Annotated in this window: 20 protein-coding genes; 16 read left to right on the top strand and 4 right to left on the bottom strand. The window is 25.6% G+C overall.

From position 1 onward, the window contains the following. Nucleotides 1–93: 93 nt before the first annotated feature. The 3 genes from AZI32_RS05040 (at nucleotide 94) to scpB (ending at nucleotide 2925) form a co-directional block, all read left to right on the top strand. Nucleotides 94–1335 (top strand): S8 family serine peptidase, encoded by a 1242-nt coding sequence (locus tag AZI32_RS05040; protein ID WP_061994810.1) that lies wholly within the window; start codon nucleotides 94–96, stop codon nucleotides 1333–1335. Nucleotides 1336–1562: 227 nt separating this feature from the next. After that, on the top strand, nucleotides 1563–2333 hold the full coding sequence (locus tag AZI32_RS05035; protein ID WP_061994809.1) for a segregation/condensation protein A: 771 nt from the start codon (nucleotides 1563–1565) through the stop codon (nucleotides 2331–2333). Continuing rightward, nucleotides 2326–2925 (top strand): SMC-Scp complex subunit ScpB, encoded by a 600-nt coding sequence (gene scpB, locus AZI32_RS05030; protein ID WP_061994808.1) that lies wholly within the window; start codon nucleotides 2326–2328, stop codon nucleotides 2923–2925. The genes AZI32_RS05035 and scpB overlap by 8 nt, the downstream gene beginning before the upstream one ends. Nucleotides 2926–2990: 65 nt before the next feature. Here scpB and ytfJ read toward each other — a convergent pair whose 3' ends face one another. Beyond that, nucleotides 2991–3449 (bottom strand): GerW family sporulation protein, encoded by a 459-nt coding sequence (ytfJ, locus tag AZI32_RS05025; RefSeq protein WP_061994807.1) that lies wholly within the window; start codon nucleotides 3447–3449, stop codon nucleotides 2991–2993. A 58-nt stretch (nucleotides 3450–3507) separates the two neighbouring features. Continuing rightward, on the bottom strand, nucleotides 3508–4080 hold the full coding sequence (locus AZI32_RS05020) for a DUF2953 domain-containing protein (RefSeq protein WP_061994806.1): 573 nt from the start codon (nucleotides 4078–4080) through the stop codon (nucleotides 3508–3510). Nucleotides 4081–4209: 129 nt separating this feature from the next. Between AZI32_RS05020 and AZI32_RS05015 the strand changes: the two genes are divergently transcribed. The 9 genes from AZI32_RS05015 (at nucleotide 4210) to AZI32_RS04980 (ending at nucleotide 12586) form a co-directional block, all read left to right on the top strand. Beyond that, entirely contained in the window at nucleotides 4210–5325 is a 1116-nt protein-coding gene (locus AZI32_RS05015) for a D-alanyl-D-alanine carboxypeptidase family protein (protein ID WP_061994805.1), read from the top strand. Nucleotides 5326–5444: 119 nt separating this feature from the next. Continuing rightward, on the top strand, nucleotides 5445–6440 hold the full coding sequence (locus tag AZI32_RS05010) for a sulfide/dihydroorotate dehydrogenase-like FAD/NAD-binding protein (RefSeq protein ID WP_061994804.1): 996 nt from the start codon (nucleotides 5445–5447) through the stop codon (nucleotides 6438–6440). Further along, nucleotides 6437–7714, top strand: coding sequence for an FAD-dependent oxidoreductase (locus tag AZI32_RS05005; RefSeq protein ID WP_061994803.1), 1278 nt, complete (start codon nucleotides 6437–6439; stop codon nucleotides 7712–7714). The genes AZI32_RS05010 and AZI32_RS05005 overlap by 4 nt, the downstream gene beginning before the upstream one ends. A 728-nt stretch (nucleotides 7715–8442) precedes the next feature. Next, nucleotides 8443–8934, top strand: a complete 492-nt coding sequence (locus AZI32_RS05000) for a GNAT family N-acetyltransferase (RefSeq protein WP_061994802.1) — start codon at nucleotides 8443–8445, stop codon at nucleotides 8932–8934. Between the two features lie 41 nt (nucleotides 8935–8975). After that, nucleotides 8976–9461, top strand: a complete 486-nt coding sequence (locus AZI32_RS04995) for a GNAT family N-acetyltransferase (RefSeq protein WP_061994801.1) — start codon at nucleotides 8976–8978, stop codon at nucleotides 9459–9461. A 216-nt stretch (nucleotides 9462–9677) separates the two neighbouring features. Then, nucleotides 9678–10337, top strand: coding sequence for a hypothetical protein (locus AZI32_RS18315; RefSeq protein WP_061994800.1), 660 nt, complete (start codon nucleotides 9678–9680; stop codon nucleotides 10335–10337). Nucleotides 10338–10403: 66 nt separating this feature from the next. Next, entirely contained in the window at nucleotides 10404–10994 is a 591-nt protein-coding gene (locus tag AZI32_RS04985; protein WP_061994799.1) for a GNAT family protein, read from the top strand. Nucleotides 10995–11591: 597 nt separating this feature from the next. Beyond that, complete coding sequence (locus tag AZI32_RS18310) at nucleotides 11592–11759, top strand: hypothetical protein (RefSeq protein ID WP_157450843.1); 168 nt, start codon at nucleotides 11592–11594, stop codon at nucleotides 11757–11759. A 230-nt stretch (nucleotides 11760–11989) separates the two neighbouring features. Further along, on the top strand, nucleotides 11990–12586 hold the full coding sequence (locus AZI32_RS04980) for a hypothetical protein (RefSeq protein ID WP_061994798.1): 597 nt from the start codon (nucleotides 11990–11992) through the stop codon (nucleotides 12584–12586). A 298-nt stretch (nucleotides 12587–12884) separates the two neighbouring features. Here AZI32_RS04980 and AZI32_RS04975 read toward each other — a convergent pair whose 3' ends face one another. Next, nucleotides 12885–13382, bottom strand: coding sequence for a hypothetical protein (locus tag AZI32_RS04975; protein ID WP_061994797.1), 498 nt, complete (start codon nucleotides 13380–13382; stop codon nucleotides 12885–12887). Nucleotides 13383–14142: 760 nt separating this feature from the next. Here AZI32_RS04975 and AZI32_RS18305 point away from each other — a divergent pair. Continuing rightward, a complete protein-coding gene (locus AZI32_RS18305; protein WP_157450842.1) occupies nucleotides 14143–14298 on the top strand; it encodes a hypothetical protein in 156 nt (51 codons plus the stop codon). A gap of 414 nt (nucleotides 14299–14712) precedes the next feature. Next, nucleotides 14713–15585 carry a glycoside hydrolase family 25 protein gene (locus tag AZI32_RS04970; protein WP_061994796.1) on the top strand — a complete coding sequence of 291 codons (873 nt, stop codon included), beginning with the start codon at nucleotides 14713–14715 and terminating at the stop codon, nucleotides 15583–15585. Between the two features lie 162 nt (nucleotides 15586–15747). On the opposite strand, the gene AZI32_RS18300 is transcribed toward AZI32_RS04970, so the two are convergent. Further along, entirely contained in the window at nucleotides 15748–15954 is a 207-nt protein-coding gene (locus tag AZI32_RS18300; RefSeq protein WP_157450841.1) for a hypothetical protein, read from the bottom strand. Between the two features lie 240 nt (nucleotides 15955–16194). On the opposite strand from AZI32_RS18300, the gene AZI32_RS04965 reads away from it, so the two are divergent. Further along, nucleotides 16195–16596 carry a GNAT family N-acetyltransferase gene (locus tag AZI32_RS04965; protein WP_061994795.1) on the top strand — a complete coding sequence of 134 codons (402 nt, stop codon included), beginning with the start codon at nucleotides 16195–16197 and terminating at the stop codon, nucleotides 16594–16596. Between the two features lie 142 nt (nucleotides 16597–16738). Continuing rightward, entirely contained in the window at nucleotides 16739–17194 is a 456-nt protein-coding gene (locus tag AZI32_RS04960) for a GNAT family N-acetyltransferase (RefSeq protein ID WP_061994794.1), read from the top strand. Nucleotides 17195–17277: the final 83 nt, after the last annotated feature.

Raw genomic sequence — 17277 nt, 5'->3', positions numbered from 1 at the left:
TTGTAGTAAAGAGTTATATAGGGAAATAAGCTCCAATTTAAATTTATTTAATAACTTTAAAATATAAAAACTATATAATTATGAGGGGGAACTATGAGAAAAAGTTTTATTATATTATTGATATCTACAATTATATTTACTGTTGGATGTAATAGAGATTTGAATAGTGTTCAGACTTTTTTAAATAAAAATGAAGCTAGTTACACAAATTCTATACCCAAATTAACAGAGTTACCACAATATGATCCTAATAATTATGGATCATTTCAGGTTGATGTAAGGGGGAAGGATTTATCACAGTTAGATTTAAGTGATGAAACTGATAATTTAGTTCATGCATCATTTGATACTATTACAAAGTGGCCTAAAAAACTTCCTAAAGAATATAAACCTAAGAAAATAATTAAATATGGAAAGAATCCTGGCTTAGGAGTAAAAACCATTCACAAAAGTGGCATTAAAGGAGAGAATGTTGGAATTGCAATAATTGATGGGATGTTATTAAAAGATCATGTGGAATATAAGGATAATCTTAAGTACTATGAAGAATTTCATAGTTTTGAAAATTCACCTACTATGCATGGAGCGGGAGTGGCATCTATTGCTGTAGGAGAAACTGTAGGAATAGCACCAAATGCAGATTTATACTATATTTCAACAAGTTGGGAAGACAGAGATAGTAGGTCTGGAAGTGTTGAGATGAATTTCGTATGGTTAGTAAAGGCTATTGATAAAATTTTAAAGGTAAATGAAACTTTAGAAGAAAATAAAAAAATTAGAGTTATTTCTCTTTCTATAGGAGTTAATCCTAAAGAAAAAGGATACGAAGAATTTATGGATGCTGTAAAAAGAGCAAAAGATAAAAATATATTTGTGGTTTCATCATCTTTAAAAAACACCTATGGATTTGCTTATGATGGACTTGGAAGAGATATATTGAGTAATCCAGATGAAATTTCATCTTATAAACCTAATTGTTATAGCGAAAAGCTTTTTTTTGATGATAATGATAAATTTTATAATATTAGAATTAAAGGTTTAAAAGAGAGTGAAGTATTATTTATTCCAATGGATTCAAGAACACTTGCAAGTGAAACAGGAAAAGAAGAGTATGCTTTTTATTCTCAAGGTGGTTGGAGTTGGTGTTCACCATATATTGCAGGGCTATATGCATTGGCTTGTCAGGTTAAACCCGATATTACACCAGAAGTATTTTGGAATACTGCGTTGGAAACTGGTGATGTTTTAAAAATTAAAAAGAATGATAAAGAATATGAGATTAAAAAAATTGTAAATCCTAAAAAATTGATTGATAAATTAAAAAAAGAAAGTTAAATTATATATAAGGTTATGGATATTATAAAAAGTTAATATCCATAACTTTTTTAACTACATAAAGACACAATAAAGTCTATTCTTTTACTAAATAATTTCATGTGGTATAATTAGAAAATATGAAAAAAGAAATTTATAAAGTCATAATATTTAATATAAGATTAAAATTGATGTTTTAATTTTATTTAATAATTTGGTTTTATATTCTTATAAAGGATGAGTTTTATATGTCGTTAAGTATAAAAATAACAAATTTTGAAGGCCCATTTGATTTATTACTCCATTTAATTAAGAAAAATGAAATGAGTATATATGATATAAAAATATTAGAAATAACTAATCAGTACTTAGGTTATTTAAAAACTATGCAAGAAATGGACTTAGAAATAACTTCTGAGTTTATTGTTATTGCAGCAACTTTAATAGAAATAAAGTCCAAGCTGTTGTTGCCTAAACCTAAAGTGGAAGAGTATGAAAATGAAGAAGATGCAGCAAAGGAGCTTGTGGAAAAACTAATTCAATACAAAAAATACAAAATGGTAGCTGAGTTTTTAGGTGAAAGACAGTTAGAAACTGGAGCTGTATTTAGTAAAAAACCAGAAATAATAGAAGAGAAAAATCCTAAAAAAGAAACTATTGCAGATTTATTAAAAAATAGAACAATGCTTGATTTATATAATTTATATAATGAGTTGATGAATAATTACCTTAATAAGATGAATGAAAAGGGAGATTTTTTTGAAGACAAAATAAAAATTGAAACCTTTAAAATAGAGGATAAGATGACAGAAATTACAACTCTTATGAAAACTTATCCTAAGATACATTTTTCAAGGCTTATAGAAGGATATAAAAGTAAAAGTGAAGCAATAGTAACTTTTTTAGCACTGTTAGAACTTATTAAAATAAAAACGGTAAATGTTATACAGGAAAAAAGTTTCTCAGATATATATGTAGAAAGAGTAGATGATATAGAAAGGACAGATGAAGATGAATAATTTGCATAAAGAGCAATTAGAAATCGAAGAAGTTTCACATAAGAAGGTATATTTTTCAATAATAGAGTCACTGCTTTATGCTAGTGGAGACCCTATAAGTTTATCATCTATAGCTTCAATAATAGAATGTTCTGTAGAATATACAGAGAAACTTATGAAAGATATTATGAAGATATATAAGGAAGACGAAAGTAGAGGCATTAAAATAATAAAAAATCACAAAGAATATCAATTTGTAACAAAACCAAAAAACTCTAGTTACATACAAAAATTATTAAAAACTAATGTAAGACAATCTTTGTCACAAGCAGCCTTAGAGACCTTATCTATAATAGCATATAGACAACCTATAACGAGAGTAGAAATTGAAGAAATAAGAGGGGTTAAAAGTGATAGAGCTATATATACCCTTATAGATAAAAATCTTATAAAAGAAAGTGGAAAAAAAGATGTTGTTGGACGACCTAATTTATATGGTACAACAGATGAATTCCTAAAATATTTTGATTTTGGAAATATAGATGAACTTCCTTCTTTAGAAACTTTTAATGTAGAAGAAATTGAAAGCAAAGAAAAAATTGAAACAGTTTAATATAATTAAGGATTAAAATAAAGCAGTAATTAATTTACTGCTTTATTTTACGAAAGGAGATATATTTATATATCTAAGTCATCTATAGTACCAAACTCATCATTGTCACAACAACATTTCTTATTATTCTTAGTATCTTCTTTATAATCATCATCTTTTTTGAAAAGGTCTTTTACCATATCAAAAACTTGAGGTATACTATCTATTAATTTATCATAACTATTATTGTGATCTACTGAAAGCAATCTTACAGAATCACCTTTAACTACTAAAAAACCTACTGGCTTGATGCTTATTCCTGCACCAGAACCACCACCAAAAGGATTATTTATAGAATTTTTATTTTTGTCACTTTCGAATTCTGATCCACCAGATCCAAATCCAAAGGAAACTTTAGATATAGGTATTATAACTGTACCATCATAAGCGGTAACGGGTTTACCAACAATTGTGTCAACATCGATCATATCTTTTATATTTTCCATGGTTGCTTTCATAAGATTTTCTATTGGATGATTATCCATTTTATAAACTCCTCCTTAACAGCAATTTAAGTAATACATAAATTTATTACTTAACAGCTTATACTGGCTGTGAAATTTTAACTTTATCTTTTCTTTTTATGTTTTTAAAGACTAAAAAGCATACATATATAATTTTTGCTAAACTTATAAAAAATATACACTCTGTTTCCACATTAATGTAACTTTTATTAAACTCAAAATCTAAATCATATTTAAAATCATTAACTTTAAAAAAGAGTTTTAAAATTAATTGCAAAAGTACAAAACCTTGATGAGCATATCCATAGACAATAGCAGTATGTGCTGCATCTGAAAGCGAATAATCAACTTTCGATTTAATTTTCATCTTTACTTTGAATTTATTATAAATTAAATCATTTAATAAACTTTTTATATCTATTGAAGAAAGTTTATCTTTTGAAAATTTTCTTTTAATACCACCTTCTTTAGAAGGTTCTTCTTTTTTTTCTATATTTATCTTATTAGATTTAGTTTTTTTATCTAAATTTAAATTTTTTTTATAAATAAAAATTTCTAGTTTTTTATTTATATATTTCAGTTTTAATTTTAGAGGAATAGGACAAAATAATATTGCTAATATTATTGTTAAAATAAATAAAAAATAATTCATAGTTATCCTCCAATAAATAAAATAGGATTTTAAATTTATAATTAAATAGCTATAAGTTATCCTAACCATATTGGGAAATAATATTCACATTTAGCATAATTTTCAAAGTAATATATAGAGGTGAGAAAAATGAAAAAAACACATATAAAATCTCTTTCAGTAATACTTGTAGCAATTCTTATTATTAAAATATTTAGTACTGTATGTTATGCAAGTCCTAAAAAATTAAGAGTAAATGCAGGAAGTGCAATTGCGGTAGATAGTTTAAGTGGAAGGGTATTATTTGAACAAAATTCTCGTTCTTTAGTACCAGTAGCGAGCACTACTAAAATAGTAACTGCTTTAGTAGCATTAAGTTATGGCGATTTAGAAGAGGAATTTACTATTTCAAAAAATTCAGCAGCAATAAGAGGGTCTACAGTTGGATATAAAGCTGGGGAAAAGATTACATTATATGAATTGTTATATGGACTTATGTTTAAATCAGGAAATGATGCAGCAATAGCAATAGCAGAAGGTATTGGAGGATCTGTAGAAGGTTTCTGTAGTATTATGAATGAATATTGTATTCAAATAGGAATGTTAGATTCTCATTTTGAGTCGCCACATGGTCTTGATAGTCAAAATCATTATTCAACAGCATATGATTTAGCTATAGCAACTAAAAAAGCTAAAGAAAATCCCATTTTTCATGAAATTGTATCTTCAAAATCAATAGATAAATCAAAACATGGATTTACAAGAGATTATCAAAATATAAATAAACTTTTATATCAAATGCCTAACGCTAATGGTGTAAAAACAGGATATACTGGAGGCGCTGGAAAATGTCTTGTTTCATCAGTAAACATGGGAGAGGGAGATATAATAATGGTAACTTTAAATTGTACTCCTAGATGGGAAGAAACAAAAAAAATCTTTAATTATGTAGATGAAGTTTATGATTATAAAAAAGTAATTTCAAAGGGCGAAGTGCTAAAGAACATAGAAATAGAAAATGGTGATGGAAAGCTAAACTTGATAAGTAGAAAAGACGTAATTCTTCCAGTTAAAGAAGATGAAAAATTAAATATAGAAGTAGATGTACCAGAAAATTTAAAAGCACCAATAAGCGAAGAAGAAAAAATAGGAACTGTTAGAGTAAGTGATGAAAATGGAAAAATAGTTTATGAATACATGCTATCTCAAAATGAAATAGAGAAAAAACCTATATATAAAATAATAAAAGAAAAATTATTAAACTAAAATTATTAAATTGCCTTATATTTAAGGCAATTTTTTGTTTTGTAGTTTTAGTTATAAAATGTAACAAAATGCTTATGATGTAAATATTCTAATAGTAGAGTATTATAGGAGGTTTTGAAATGAGTTATGAACCTTATACTTGCATAGACTGCGGAAGTGAATTTTGTCCCTGTCATTTGGCGGAGTCTGGTAATTGTATACTATGTTCACATTTAGATGGTAAAGATTTTTGTGACTGTTGCAATTGGAATGGGGTTTGCATCTACCAAGAATTTGTTACAAATAATTTTAAAAGCAAACCGGGAAGAAAACATCAAAGATGCAAAGTTTTATATAAAGAAATATTAGAAGATAAAATATTAATATTAAAAATATCTGCTAGTGATAAACTTGTTAGTGAACTTGCTAGTCCAGGAAGTTTTGTATTTTTACGAAGAGAAGATACAGAAAGCAATTACGACACCCCTATTTCTATCATGGAAAATGATGGGGAAAATAGTACTTTAACTTTTGCAGTTGAATTAAAGGGATTAAAGACAAAAGAACTAGCAAAAGCTAATAAAGATGATTATTTATTGGTTAAAGGACCATTTTGGAATGGTATTTTAGGTGTAAAATCAATTTTAGAAACTAAGAAAAAGCAATGTTTACTTATTGCAAGAGGCATAGGACAGGCGCCTATGATTCCAGTTATAGAGTGGTTGCATCATAATGAAAACAAAATTATAACTATAATAGATAAAAGTCCATTTGAAAATATATTTATAAAAGATAAACTTATAAAGTATTCAGATAAAGTTATAGAATGTACCAGTATAATACCTGGTGGATTATTAAGTGGGAAATTTAAAAGAGTTTTAGAAGATATACTAAATGAAAATGATATTTCAATAGTACATTGCGATGCAGCAGATATTTTAAATTACCAGATTATGAGAATTGTAGAAGCCCATGACAAGGATATTAAGTTTTCTTGCAGTAATAATGAAAAAATGTGTTGTGGTGAAGGGGTTTGTGGTTGTTGTACAAGAATAAATAATGATGACAAACTAAGAAGATTGTGCAAAATACAAACTGAACCTAAGTACATTTTAGAGGGGAGGAGAACACTGTGAAAGTCGTTGTAATTGGTGGTGGATGGTCTGGAGTAGCTGCTGCAATAACAGCAAAAAAAGCAGGTGCAGATGTTACATTAATAGAAAAAACAGATTTATTACTAGGACTAGGAAACGTAGGAGGAATAATGAGAAACAACGGAAGATATACAGCAGCAGAAGAATTATTAGCGTTAGGTGCTGGGGATTTAATAAATATAACAGATAGAAATACAAGGCATAAAGATATAGATTTTCCAGGGCATAAGCATGCTTGGCTTTATGATGTAAATAAAATTGAGCCAGATGTAAGAAGATATGTTGAAGGGCTTGATATAGAGATTAAAGTTGTAACTAGAGTAGTAGATGTAGAAAAAGATGGAGATAAATTAAAAGGTGTTTATATTAATGATGGCTCCTTTATAGAAGGTGATGTTTTTATTGAAACCACAGGTTCTACAGGTCCAATGGGTAATTGTTTAAGATATGGAAATGGATGTTCTATGTGTGTTTTAAGGTGTCCATCTTTTGGACCAAGAATAAGTATAAGTTATAGAGCAGGTATTGAAGATATAAAAGGTGAAAGAGATGAAGATGTTTATGGAGCATTTAGTGGTTCTTGCAAATTAGCTAAAGAAACTCTTTCAGATGAAATAGTAAAACAATTAGATGAAACTGGTGTTGTAGTGTTAACAGTACCGAAAGAAGATATAAATTTAGATAAATTAAAACAAAAGGTATGTCAACAATATGCACTAAAGGAGTTTGCGGAAAATATAGTATTACTAGATACAGGACATGCAAAACTTATGACTTCTTATTATCCATTAGAAAAATTAAGAAAAATACATGGATTAGAAAATGCCAAGTTTGTAGATCCATATGCAGGAGGAAAAGGAAATTCTATAAGATATCTATCAGTAGCACCTAGAAGTGATGATATGAAAGTTGATGGACTTTCAAATTTATTCTGTGGCGGAGAGAAAAGTGGGTTATTTGTAGGTCACACAGAAGCCATATGTACAGGAAGTCTCGCAGGACACAATGCAGTAAGAAATTACCTAGGAATGCCACTGTTAATACTTCCAAGAGCATTAGCAATAGGAGACTTAATAGCCTATGCTAATGAAAAAGTAAAAACAAAAGAAGGACGAAGAAATAGATATACCTTTGCAGGTGCAGAGTACTTTAATAGAATGAAAGAGCTAGGGTTATATACTATAGATAAAGATGAAATATATAATAGAGTAAATAAACTTAATTTAGATGGAATATTTAATGAAAAGTTGATATAAATTTTAAATAAAAAGTAATAATGAGCTATTGCATAATTAACTAAAATTAGTTGTGTGATAGCTTATTTTTATGAAAATAATTTTTGTTTTTAAAATTATATATTATAGTGTAACAATAATATACATGACATTATAAAGGAATTTTAAAATTTTTATGGAAATAAGTATTATGATAAAGAGATTATAACAAAGGATTTAATAAATTTCAGTTTATGGTTTGTAGGAATATTAATTATTAGTTGTTTATATGTATAGGGTTCCAAGTTGACTTTTAAAATTATCCATTCCAAAACTTGGATATCCCAAATAGTGAGACATGCTCTGAATCACTTAGAACTCAACACTATATTTTGTATAAAAATATTTTAAAGTTATTGAATAAATTTAAATTTGAGCTTGTTTCCCTATAAGAATAGCTTTAAAGAAAAATAGAAAAATCAATTGCAGTATTGATTACATAGGTGGAACTTCAGTAGTATTTTTTATAATTTGGTCATTAGATTTAAGATACTTTAGCGATAATATAAATGTTATTTTAGTTAGCTTTATTGCCTTGATAGTATTAAAAAGTAATAATGAACAAATTTAAAATGCTAATCTGTGAAATCTTTAAAGAAACTCTAAATATATTTTCATCTGATTCTTATGCCTACCATGAGAAGCGACGTCCTTGGATTAGGTCAAAAAAATCAAACAAAAATTTTGAAAGTATAAATGTGGTGAGATTTATGTATTTTGAAACTAAAAGATTGGCTTTAAGAAATTTTGAAATTAAGGATTTAGAAGAATTAGTAGACTATAGAAGTAATGATTTATGCTCAAAATTTCAACGAGGTCAATTTAAAGATAATAAAAATTTAACAAAGCTTATTGAAAAGAGTAAAAATGATGATTTGTTTTCTATAGGCAAAAAGCGTTTGGCTATTATTTTCAAAAAAACAAATGAAATTGTTGGAGATATTTTTATTTCTATAGAAAATCGAACTATTTCACTAGGCTATACAATTTCATATAAATACCATAGGCAAGGTTTTGCTTATGAATTACTTTCAGCATTAATTAAAGAATTACATAATCATTATGATAAATATGAATTTGTGGCTTGTGTTGAAAAAGAAAATATTGCAAGTAAAAATCTTATGTTAAAGTTGGGATTTATAAATGAAGGTTATGAAGAAAAAATTAGTTCATTAGTTTTTAGTAAATATGGTCTAAAATAAATAGGTTTGTTATGAAATTTTAAATGTTAAGGAGAAATAAAGTGAAAAATTTTAGTATAAGGTTCAGAGAACTAAGTGATGATGAATTTGATAAATTCGCTGAATGGGACATTTTAGATTATTCAAAAGATTTGATAAAATCAGGTCTATGCAGTAAGGAAGATGCACTTGAAAGTGCTAAAAAAAGTTTCCATGGATTTTTACCAGAAGGAAAATATACAAAAGATAATTTTATTTATATGGTTGTAAATAGTAATAATGAAGATGTGGGGATTATTTGGTACCAAAAGTATCAGAAAGATATAGCATTTATATGTGATTTTTTAATATATGAAAATTTCCGTAGACAAGGATATGGAAAGCAGACTTTACTTTTAGTTGAAGAAGAAGCAAAAGAAAAGGGACTTAAAAAAGTGTTATTTAACGTTTTTAAATATAATAAACCTGCTTTTTCATTATATAAAAGCTTAGAATACAAAATAATAGATGAAGTAGGAGAGAATATATCTATGTTAAAAAATATTTAAAATTTCAAATGAAATAGGATAGTTTAATATTGAATATCTGAAAATTTGATTATAACTGTTATTATAGAGATTATAATTAGATAAATATTAGTATATAACTTAAAGACTTGTTTAGTACAGGTCTTTTTGTGTATAAATATATAAATTAATACTAAATTTTACATAAAAATGATATAATAGAAAATGTAAAAATACAAAATAAGGGGAATTAAAGAAGTGAATAGGAATAAAAAAATATTAATAATTTGCATAATTGCTATCATGATTATAAGTGGAGGAATAGGTTATGGTATCAGCAAACATATTAAGAAGATAGAGCGAGAAGCTATTGAAAAAACTAAAATAGTAATGCAGAAAGAACAAGAAGAGAAAGAAAAGGTTGAAAAAGAGAAAGTCGAAAAGGAAAAGAAGCAAAAAGAAGAAGAACAGAAAAAGAAGGACGAAGAGGCTAAAAAAGAACAAGAGATAGAAAATCAGAAACAAATAGAAGAAGAACAAGCAAGACAGCAAGAGGAGCAACAACAGGTAGAGGAGTCTCAAGAGTTAGAGCAGCAGGAAGTATCAAATCAACAGGCAGATAGCAAATTTAATCCTAAGCCATATTTTCCATCAGATATTGAAATTGAGAGTGCTATATTAAATTCATTTTCAAACTATATGAGAAGTAACTCAGAAATTATAGTGGAGATTGCAAAGAAAGATAAGAAAATTACAACATCAAGAAGTGTTGAGGATTTAGCTATACAATTTTTAAATGAAGTTAAGTCAACAGAATATTATAAAGAAGGTAAAGGTCAAGGAATTTTAAATTATATATATGAGCAAACACCTAATTTTTTGTTGAATAATCTTTTAGTAGATATTCCAAGTACATAAACGTATATTTGAATTAGTTATTTATAGAATATTCATAATTTTATTTTTGAAATAGGAGATATAAATATGTCAAGTTTAATTAATAAAAATGTATTTAAAATCTATAATCAAGATATATTTTTAAGGGATACAGGTGTTGAAGATATAGATGATTATATAATTTGGAACACAAAAGAAGTTGAATGGCAAGATTGGGATGCTCCTTGGGAAAAAGAAGAAAATGTAAATATAGGCGAATTAAAAATTGAACTATTAAAAAAACTAAACAAAGATTTACCCAAAATACGTAGTAGATTAGAGGTATGTTATGTTAATGGGGAACACATTGGTTGGGTTTCATCATATTTTATTGATGGAAATAAAACAAAGTTTGCAATAGGAATTGATATTGTAAATAATGAATTTAGAAATAAAAAGTTGGGTGAAGCTGCATTTTCATTATTTATTTCTTATGTATTAAAATCAAAACAATCATTAGATATATACACACAAACATGGTCAGTAAATGAGAGAATGATAGGACTTGCTAAAAAATGTGGATTTAAAGAAGTAAATAGAGAAATCAATATTAGGAAAGTTATAGGAAACCTTTATGATGGATTAACTTTCAAATTAAATAAAGAATTATTTTGGAATAGGTTCAAATATTTAAAATAAGGTTATTTGCTTTAAGACTAGAATATAAAGTTAAATATATTTTAAAGGATGCTGTTTAGCATCCTTTATTATTTATCATAGAAATAAATTTAACTTATAATAAATTAAATTTAAGAGTTATATATTTACGATTGATACCTTCACAATCAGCTATAGTTTCAATGCAAAAACCTTCATAGTTATTTACTAAAATTGTTATAATTATAGGTAATATTAATATATATTTGTATATTATAAATGCGAATAAATTTATAATATAATAAATAGCAAGATAATATAGAAACTGAATTAAAATATAAAGCTTCTAATTGAGTAGTTGAATAAATATAGTTCATTGGAGAATAAGAGTTTTTTTATTGTTATTTTAATATGTTGAGTGAATAATGATTTTTATAAAAAATTTGTTACATATAATTTAATTTGTATTATTTTTTATTTAGAAATTGTATAGAGTGAACGATTAGAACTACTTTTGTAATTAGAAATGTAATAAAAAAGGACTATATATAGTATTATTGAATAGTAACTGTAAGTGTAAAAAATTAAAACAATGAGAAGAAAATTTAAAATTATAGATTGTTTTAGAGGAAAGAGATAATGAAAGATATTAAATTTTATACCATCTTACAAGAAGAGGTCAGTAATAAGAAATACAATAAATATCGTAGACGTATTGATGATATAAAAGATAAATATAAAAATGAGCTAAGTTTTGATTTGGAAAGAATACAAAAAGAAAAAATGAAAAATTTTTCTTTGGAATAATTATAATATATGGGTTAGCTATAATTTTATTTTTTTGATATTTCTTTATCAAAATAAATGAAAAAATTAAAATATATAGTATAATAATAGAAGCACTTATTGAATTAGAACAAGAGACGCAATCTATACAGAATGATTAAGGTAAAGAAAAGAATAATATTTAGGGAGTTATTAAAGGTAAATTATAATTAATGTTGAAAAAATATTATTAGATGTACAGGTATAAAGGAATGAGAAAAATAAGAAAAAAATGTTCTATTATTTTATTAATAGTTTTAATTAGTTGTGTTACTGGTTGTAGTAAAGTAAATTCAGATATTGAAAGTTATCTTAATACAGGTAGTAACATTGATTCAAATGCAAAGGATTTCATGCCTAAGTTAGATGACTTGCCTACATATAAAGATATAACATATAAATATACTAATAAATCAATGGTTATATTTCAAGCTCATTCAGTTGTTCTTGTTGTAAGTTATGATGATGAAACATATAAAAATGAAAAAGCTAAACTAGAAGAAAAATATAATTTTTTAGATTCAAAAGTTAGTTTAGATTCAATGTATAACGTAGATGATGGTGAAGATAAATATGTTATACCAGAACATGAATTTTTAATAAACAGCTATAATTTTAGAGTTGCAGATGAAAATGAAAAAAATAATAGAAAATTTCCAAAAGCTTTTGGTATGATTGGAACATCTGATAAAGAAAAAAGTATAGCATACTTATATTTTTATGATCAAGACTTAGATTATATTGGAGATAAAGATGAAAAACAGCCTATGGCTAATTTCGTTAAAACTTATTTTAAATATAAATTTTAGTGATAGTACTTTTAGTAATGGTATTACTACAGATATATATTTTTTAGGAATAAACATGTAGTAAGATTTAAAATTAATTAAAATAGGTAATTAAAAAGACAAGCTGTATCAATTATTTTGAGACAGCTTTCTTTTGATTTATAGAGTTCCAATTTGACTTTTAAAATTATCCATTCCAAAACTTGGATACCTAAAATAGTGGCACATGTTCCGAATCACTTAGAATGCAACACTACATCTTGTATAACAATAGTTTAAGGTTATTGAATAAATTTAAATTGGAGCTTGTTTTTCTATACTAATAACCTATCCCTTGAACAATCCACTTTGTTTTATTTTTATCATTAGATCTTATTAATGTTATATATGGACCAACAACTTCATCAATATTAGTGCTTATACCATATATATTATAAAATAATATATCATTCTCTGTGTAATTTATAAGAGATTTGTTATATCTTTTCACCTCATATATTTTATATTTTAAAGTTTCTTCATTCATTTTAGTAGGTTTAACAAAAAAAATATAACATTTATCATTTGATTTATTTCTCTCCTTAAAAAGATTTTCATCATGAGAAAGAAATTCAGTAGTAACTTTTTCATATAATTTAAAATTATTTGTATTAGCACTTTTAAAATACAATCTTATTGTATATTGTGGCATAAAAGGCATATAGAATGGAATTATAAAAAATAATATTATGAAAATTAAAAATATTAAAGATAATAATTTTAATTTTTTATAATTCTTTAATATACTCGTGATTGTGAATGGGGTTAATCTTTTCATAATACATATCTCCTAACTTAATTATCATATTGGAACTGGTTAATTATAAAGAGAATTTATGCAATTACTTATTATAAAGAATAGCAATAAGTCTCGCTTATTATAAAGTTTTTAATCAGAGGAATTTAGTTTTATTATAGTAAATAAATCTATATAAATAATTAAATTTTTATTGTGTTTCCATAAAGTTAACATATAATTAATTTTAGATTATTAAATAGATTTATACATTCAATCATAATAGTAGGAATTTTAATATGTTATATTGAATTAGTAGAAATGTTTATTGAAAAAAGCATGAAAATAATAATAACTTTTTTTCAATATTCTTATTAAATTATTCAAGTTTCTGATAAAAGATAAAGAGGGAGAAAAATAAATAAAAAGAAAAAATTTGGGGTGGAAATTATTTAGACAGTTCAGAAAGACAAAACTTAAAATATTCACCATTAAAGGAGTAGTATTTAATATTGCAGATTAGAATAAGTAAAATATCATATAAAAAATGGTCTGTATTAGAATGAAGTTTTATACTTTATTCTAATACAGACCATTCTTTGTTTTAGCAATAAATTTATATAGTGAAACAAGCTTCCATTTAGATTAAAAAATAGAAAAGTAAATAGAGAATAAATGTTTAGAATTATTAAAATGGGAATAATTCTAGATATATGATTATAAATAGAAAAATATAAATTGAGTTATGAATAGCTAATAAATTTTATGTTATATACTTTGGTAGCAATGGAGGATATATATTATGAATATGTTAAAAAAAATTGATAAGAAGAGAAAAAGAATAGTTGAAGTTTTTCAAATAGTAGAAATTATATTTTATATGGGAATAATGCTTATAAAAGAGTTACTGCTTATCTTTGTAAATGGTTCAATACAAAGAGTGAAGATGCTATTTTAATACATAGGAAAAATCATAAAATTGGGATGGGGATGAGTACCTATGAAGATGGTGATGAATTATATAATGTAGAACTTAATGTATATTTAAATGGTACTAAAAAATTAATTAAAAGATAGGATTCTAATTATTGCAGGTGGTTTTTTGATGTCTCCTTTATTTTTATTTTAAATTTAAAGATTATTAAGCAAAGTACTAATTAAAGCATAGTTTATATTATAGCAATTAAAAAAATAAGTCTAATTATTATACAAAGATATTTAGAATGAAAAATAAAAATATATAGAATATTATCTTTTATTTTTAATAGTTTTTTACTCATTTTAAGATTAAAATTTTTAAATGCTGTATTTAAAATAATAGATAATATCATCACAATTGAACCAATGAATAGGCTAAAGGAGGAAGAACAACTTGAAATTAAAAGGAATAGATGTAAGTGAACATCAAGGAATTATAAATTGGGACAAGATAAAAGGTCAAATAGATTTTGCTATTATTAGGGTTGGCTATGGAGATAACATGACTAGTCAAGACGATAGTCAATTTAAAAGAAATATACAAGAATGTGCTCGTTTAGGTATTCCTGTAGGGGTTTATATATACTCTTATGCAGTTACAATAGACCATGCCAAAAGTGAAGCAGAACACGTTTTAAGAAATATAAAAGGTTACAAGTTAGATTATCCAGTATACCTTGATTTAGAGGACGATGGAACTACAGGAACTTTGAACAATAGTGTCATAGCATCTATAGCTAAAACATTTTGCGATATTATAGAAGCTGCTGGATATCATGTTGGAATTTATGCTAACACTTATTGGTTTAATAATAAACTTACAAGTGATATATTTAATAGATATGATAAATGGGTAGCAGAATATAATTCTAATTGTAATTATAGAGGTAATTATGGTATATGGCAGTTTACAGATAGTGGAACTTTTGATGGGGTTAATGGACAAGTTGATACGAATTATTGCTATGTAGACTATCAATCTATTATAAAAAAATCTAGCTTGAATGGAAGTGAAAAAAATTTGAAAGTTTATAGAAATGTTGTTGTTTATGCTAAAGGATCAGACGCAGATGAATGTATAGCTAAAATTTTATCATGGAAACTAGAAGATTGCATTGTGGTTAATCATGAAGAATATGTAAAAGGTATGGGTAAAAGTGTTTATAGTGTTGGAGCATTAACCGGTGTAGAGGCTAATGTTTATATACGCGGTAAAAATAGAGAAGAAACTCTTAAGCTTGCTGAGGAAAAGGTAGGGTTAAGATAAGATTAACTCTTAATTAAAAGTTACTAATATAGAATAAATAATATAAAAATACCCACATATTAAGCTTGTCTAGTTTAATATGTGGGTATTATATTAAAACCTAATATTGTATTAGATGATTTTTAGTTAGTGTAGAAAATATAAAATTATATTTATAATTATTTAACACCAAAATATCCAGTCAAATAGGCCACAGCCACAATCATCACAACAGTTATTGTTCCAATCAGTTAAACAGTGGTCAATCCAATTGTTATTACAATCATTGTTGCAGTCATCCCAATTATCACAGCAGTTGTTGTTACAATCATTATTACAGTTGTTGTTACAATCATTGCAACAGTTATTATTCCAATTGTTACATGACATAAAAATCCCCCCAAAAATTAATATATATTTATATATTATAATATGAGATTATGATGTATTTGATATTCAAATTATGGGAGTACTTTGAATTAGAAAAATACTTATATAAAGGAATTCTGAAACTTTTATTGAATTACATAGGCGAATAAACTTATGTTTAAAGTTGGGAATTAATTTAAGAATTAATTTTATTATAATATATAAGAAAAACAAATTTAAATTTACGTGGGAGGTCTATGTATGATTCGAAAAATGAAAAAGGAAGATTTACTTTATGTAAAACAGTTAATGCAATCAATTCCTGACTTTTGGCATCCAAACTGGAATAATAAGACGTTAGAAAAAGCATTTAATTCATCTAATGCTATTGTATTTGTCTATGAAATTGAAAATAAAATAGTAGGTTGTATATTTGCATATGATTTTGGATTTAGGGCTTATATTGCAAAACTTGCTGTTTCTAAAGAAATGCAAAAACATAGGATTGGTAGTAAACTTCTTGAACATGTAGAAAATATTCTAATGGAGAGAAACTGTGAATTAATTATGACTGATGCTTTACCATCATCAGAATCATTTTATTTAAAATTAGGTTGGACACATCCCTATGCAAAGCTTGTAAGAAAGAGGTTAATTAAATAAATGTAGAATATTTTAATGGACATTATGAAAAAAATGTATTCAACTATTATAGCAAATGCAACTCCAGAAAAAACTTATTAATATAAAGTAATAGCATTAGAAAATCGCAAAAAATTTTATGTTATGTGGGAGGGATGATAATATGATATATAGATTAGCAACAGAAAAAGATATTCCGACACTTTCAGAAATGAGGTGGCAACACGAATATGAAGAAGAAGGAAATTTTGAGATTTCAAAAGAAGATTTTATTAAAGAGTGTAATGTATTTTTAGTAAATGGTTTAAAAACTGAAAGTTGGGAATATTGGATAGCTGAAGATAGTAATAAAATTGTTTCAAATATATATATAAATAGAATAAGAAAGGTACCTAAACCACAAAAGTTATTTGCAGAAATAGGATATGTAACAAATGTTTATACAAAAATAGAATTTAGAAACAAAGGTATAGGATCGGAGCTTATAAAAAAAGTGAAACAATGGGCATTATATAATAAAATTGAATTGTTATTTGTTTGGCCAAGTGAAAGGTCGATAAACTTTTATAAACGTCATGGATTTTTAATAGAAAATGAAGTTATGGAATTAGAAATATAAATAAAATATTGGTTTTTATACAATAAGTGAAAATATTGTAAAAATTGAGAAATATTTGACAATTAAACAAAAAATAGTTAAAA

This window comes from Clostridium sp. ATCC 25772 (assembly GCF_001573875.1).
Taxonomy (GTDB): Bacteria; Bacillota; Clostridia; order Clostridiales; family Clostridiaceae; genus Clostridium_J; species Clostridium_J senegalense.
The sequence above is the reverse complement of the archived record's forward strand: the minus strand, read 5'-3'. Positions and strand labels throughout refer to the sequence as shown.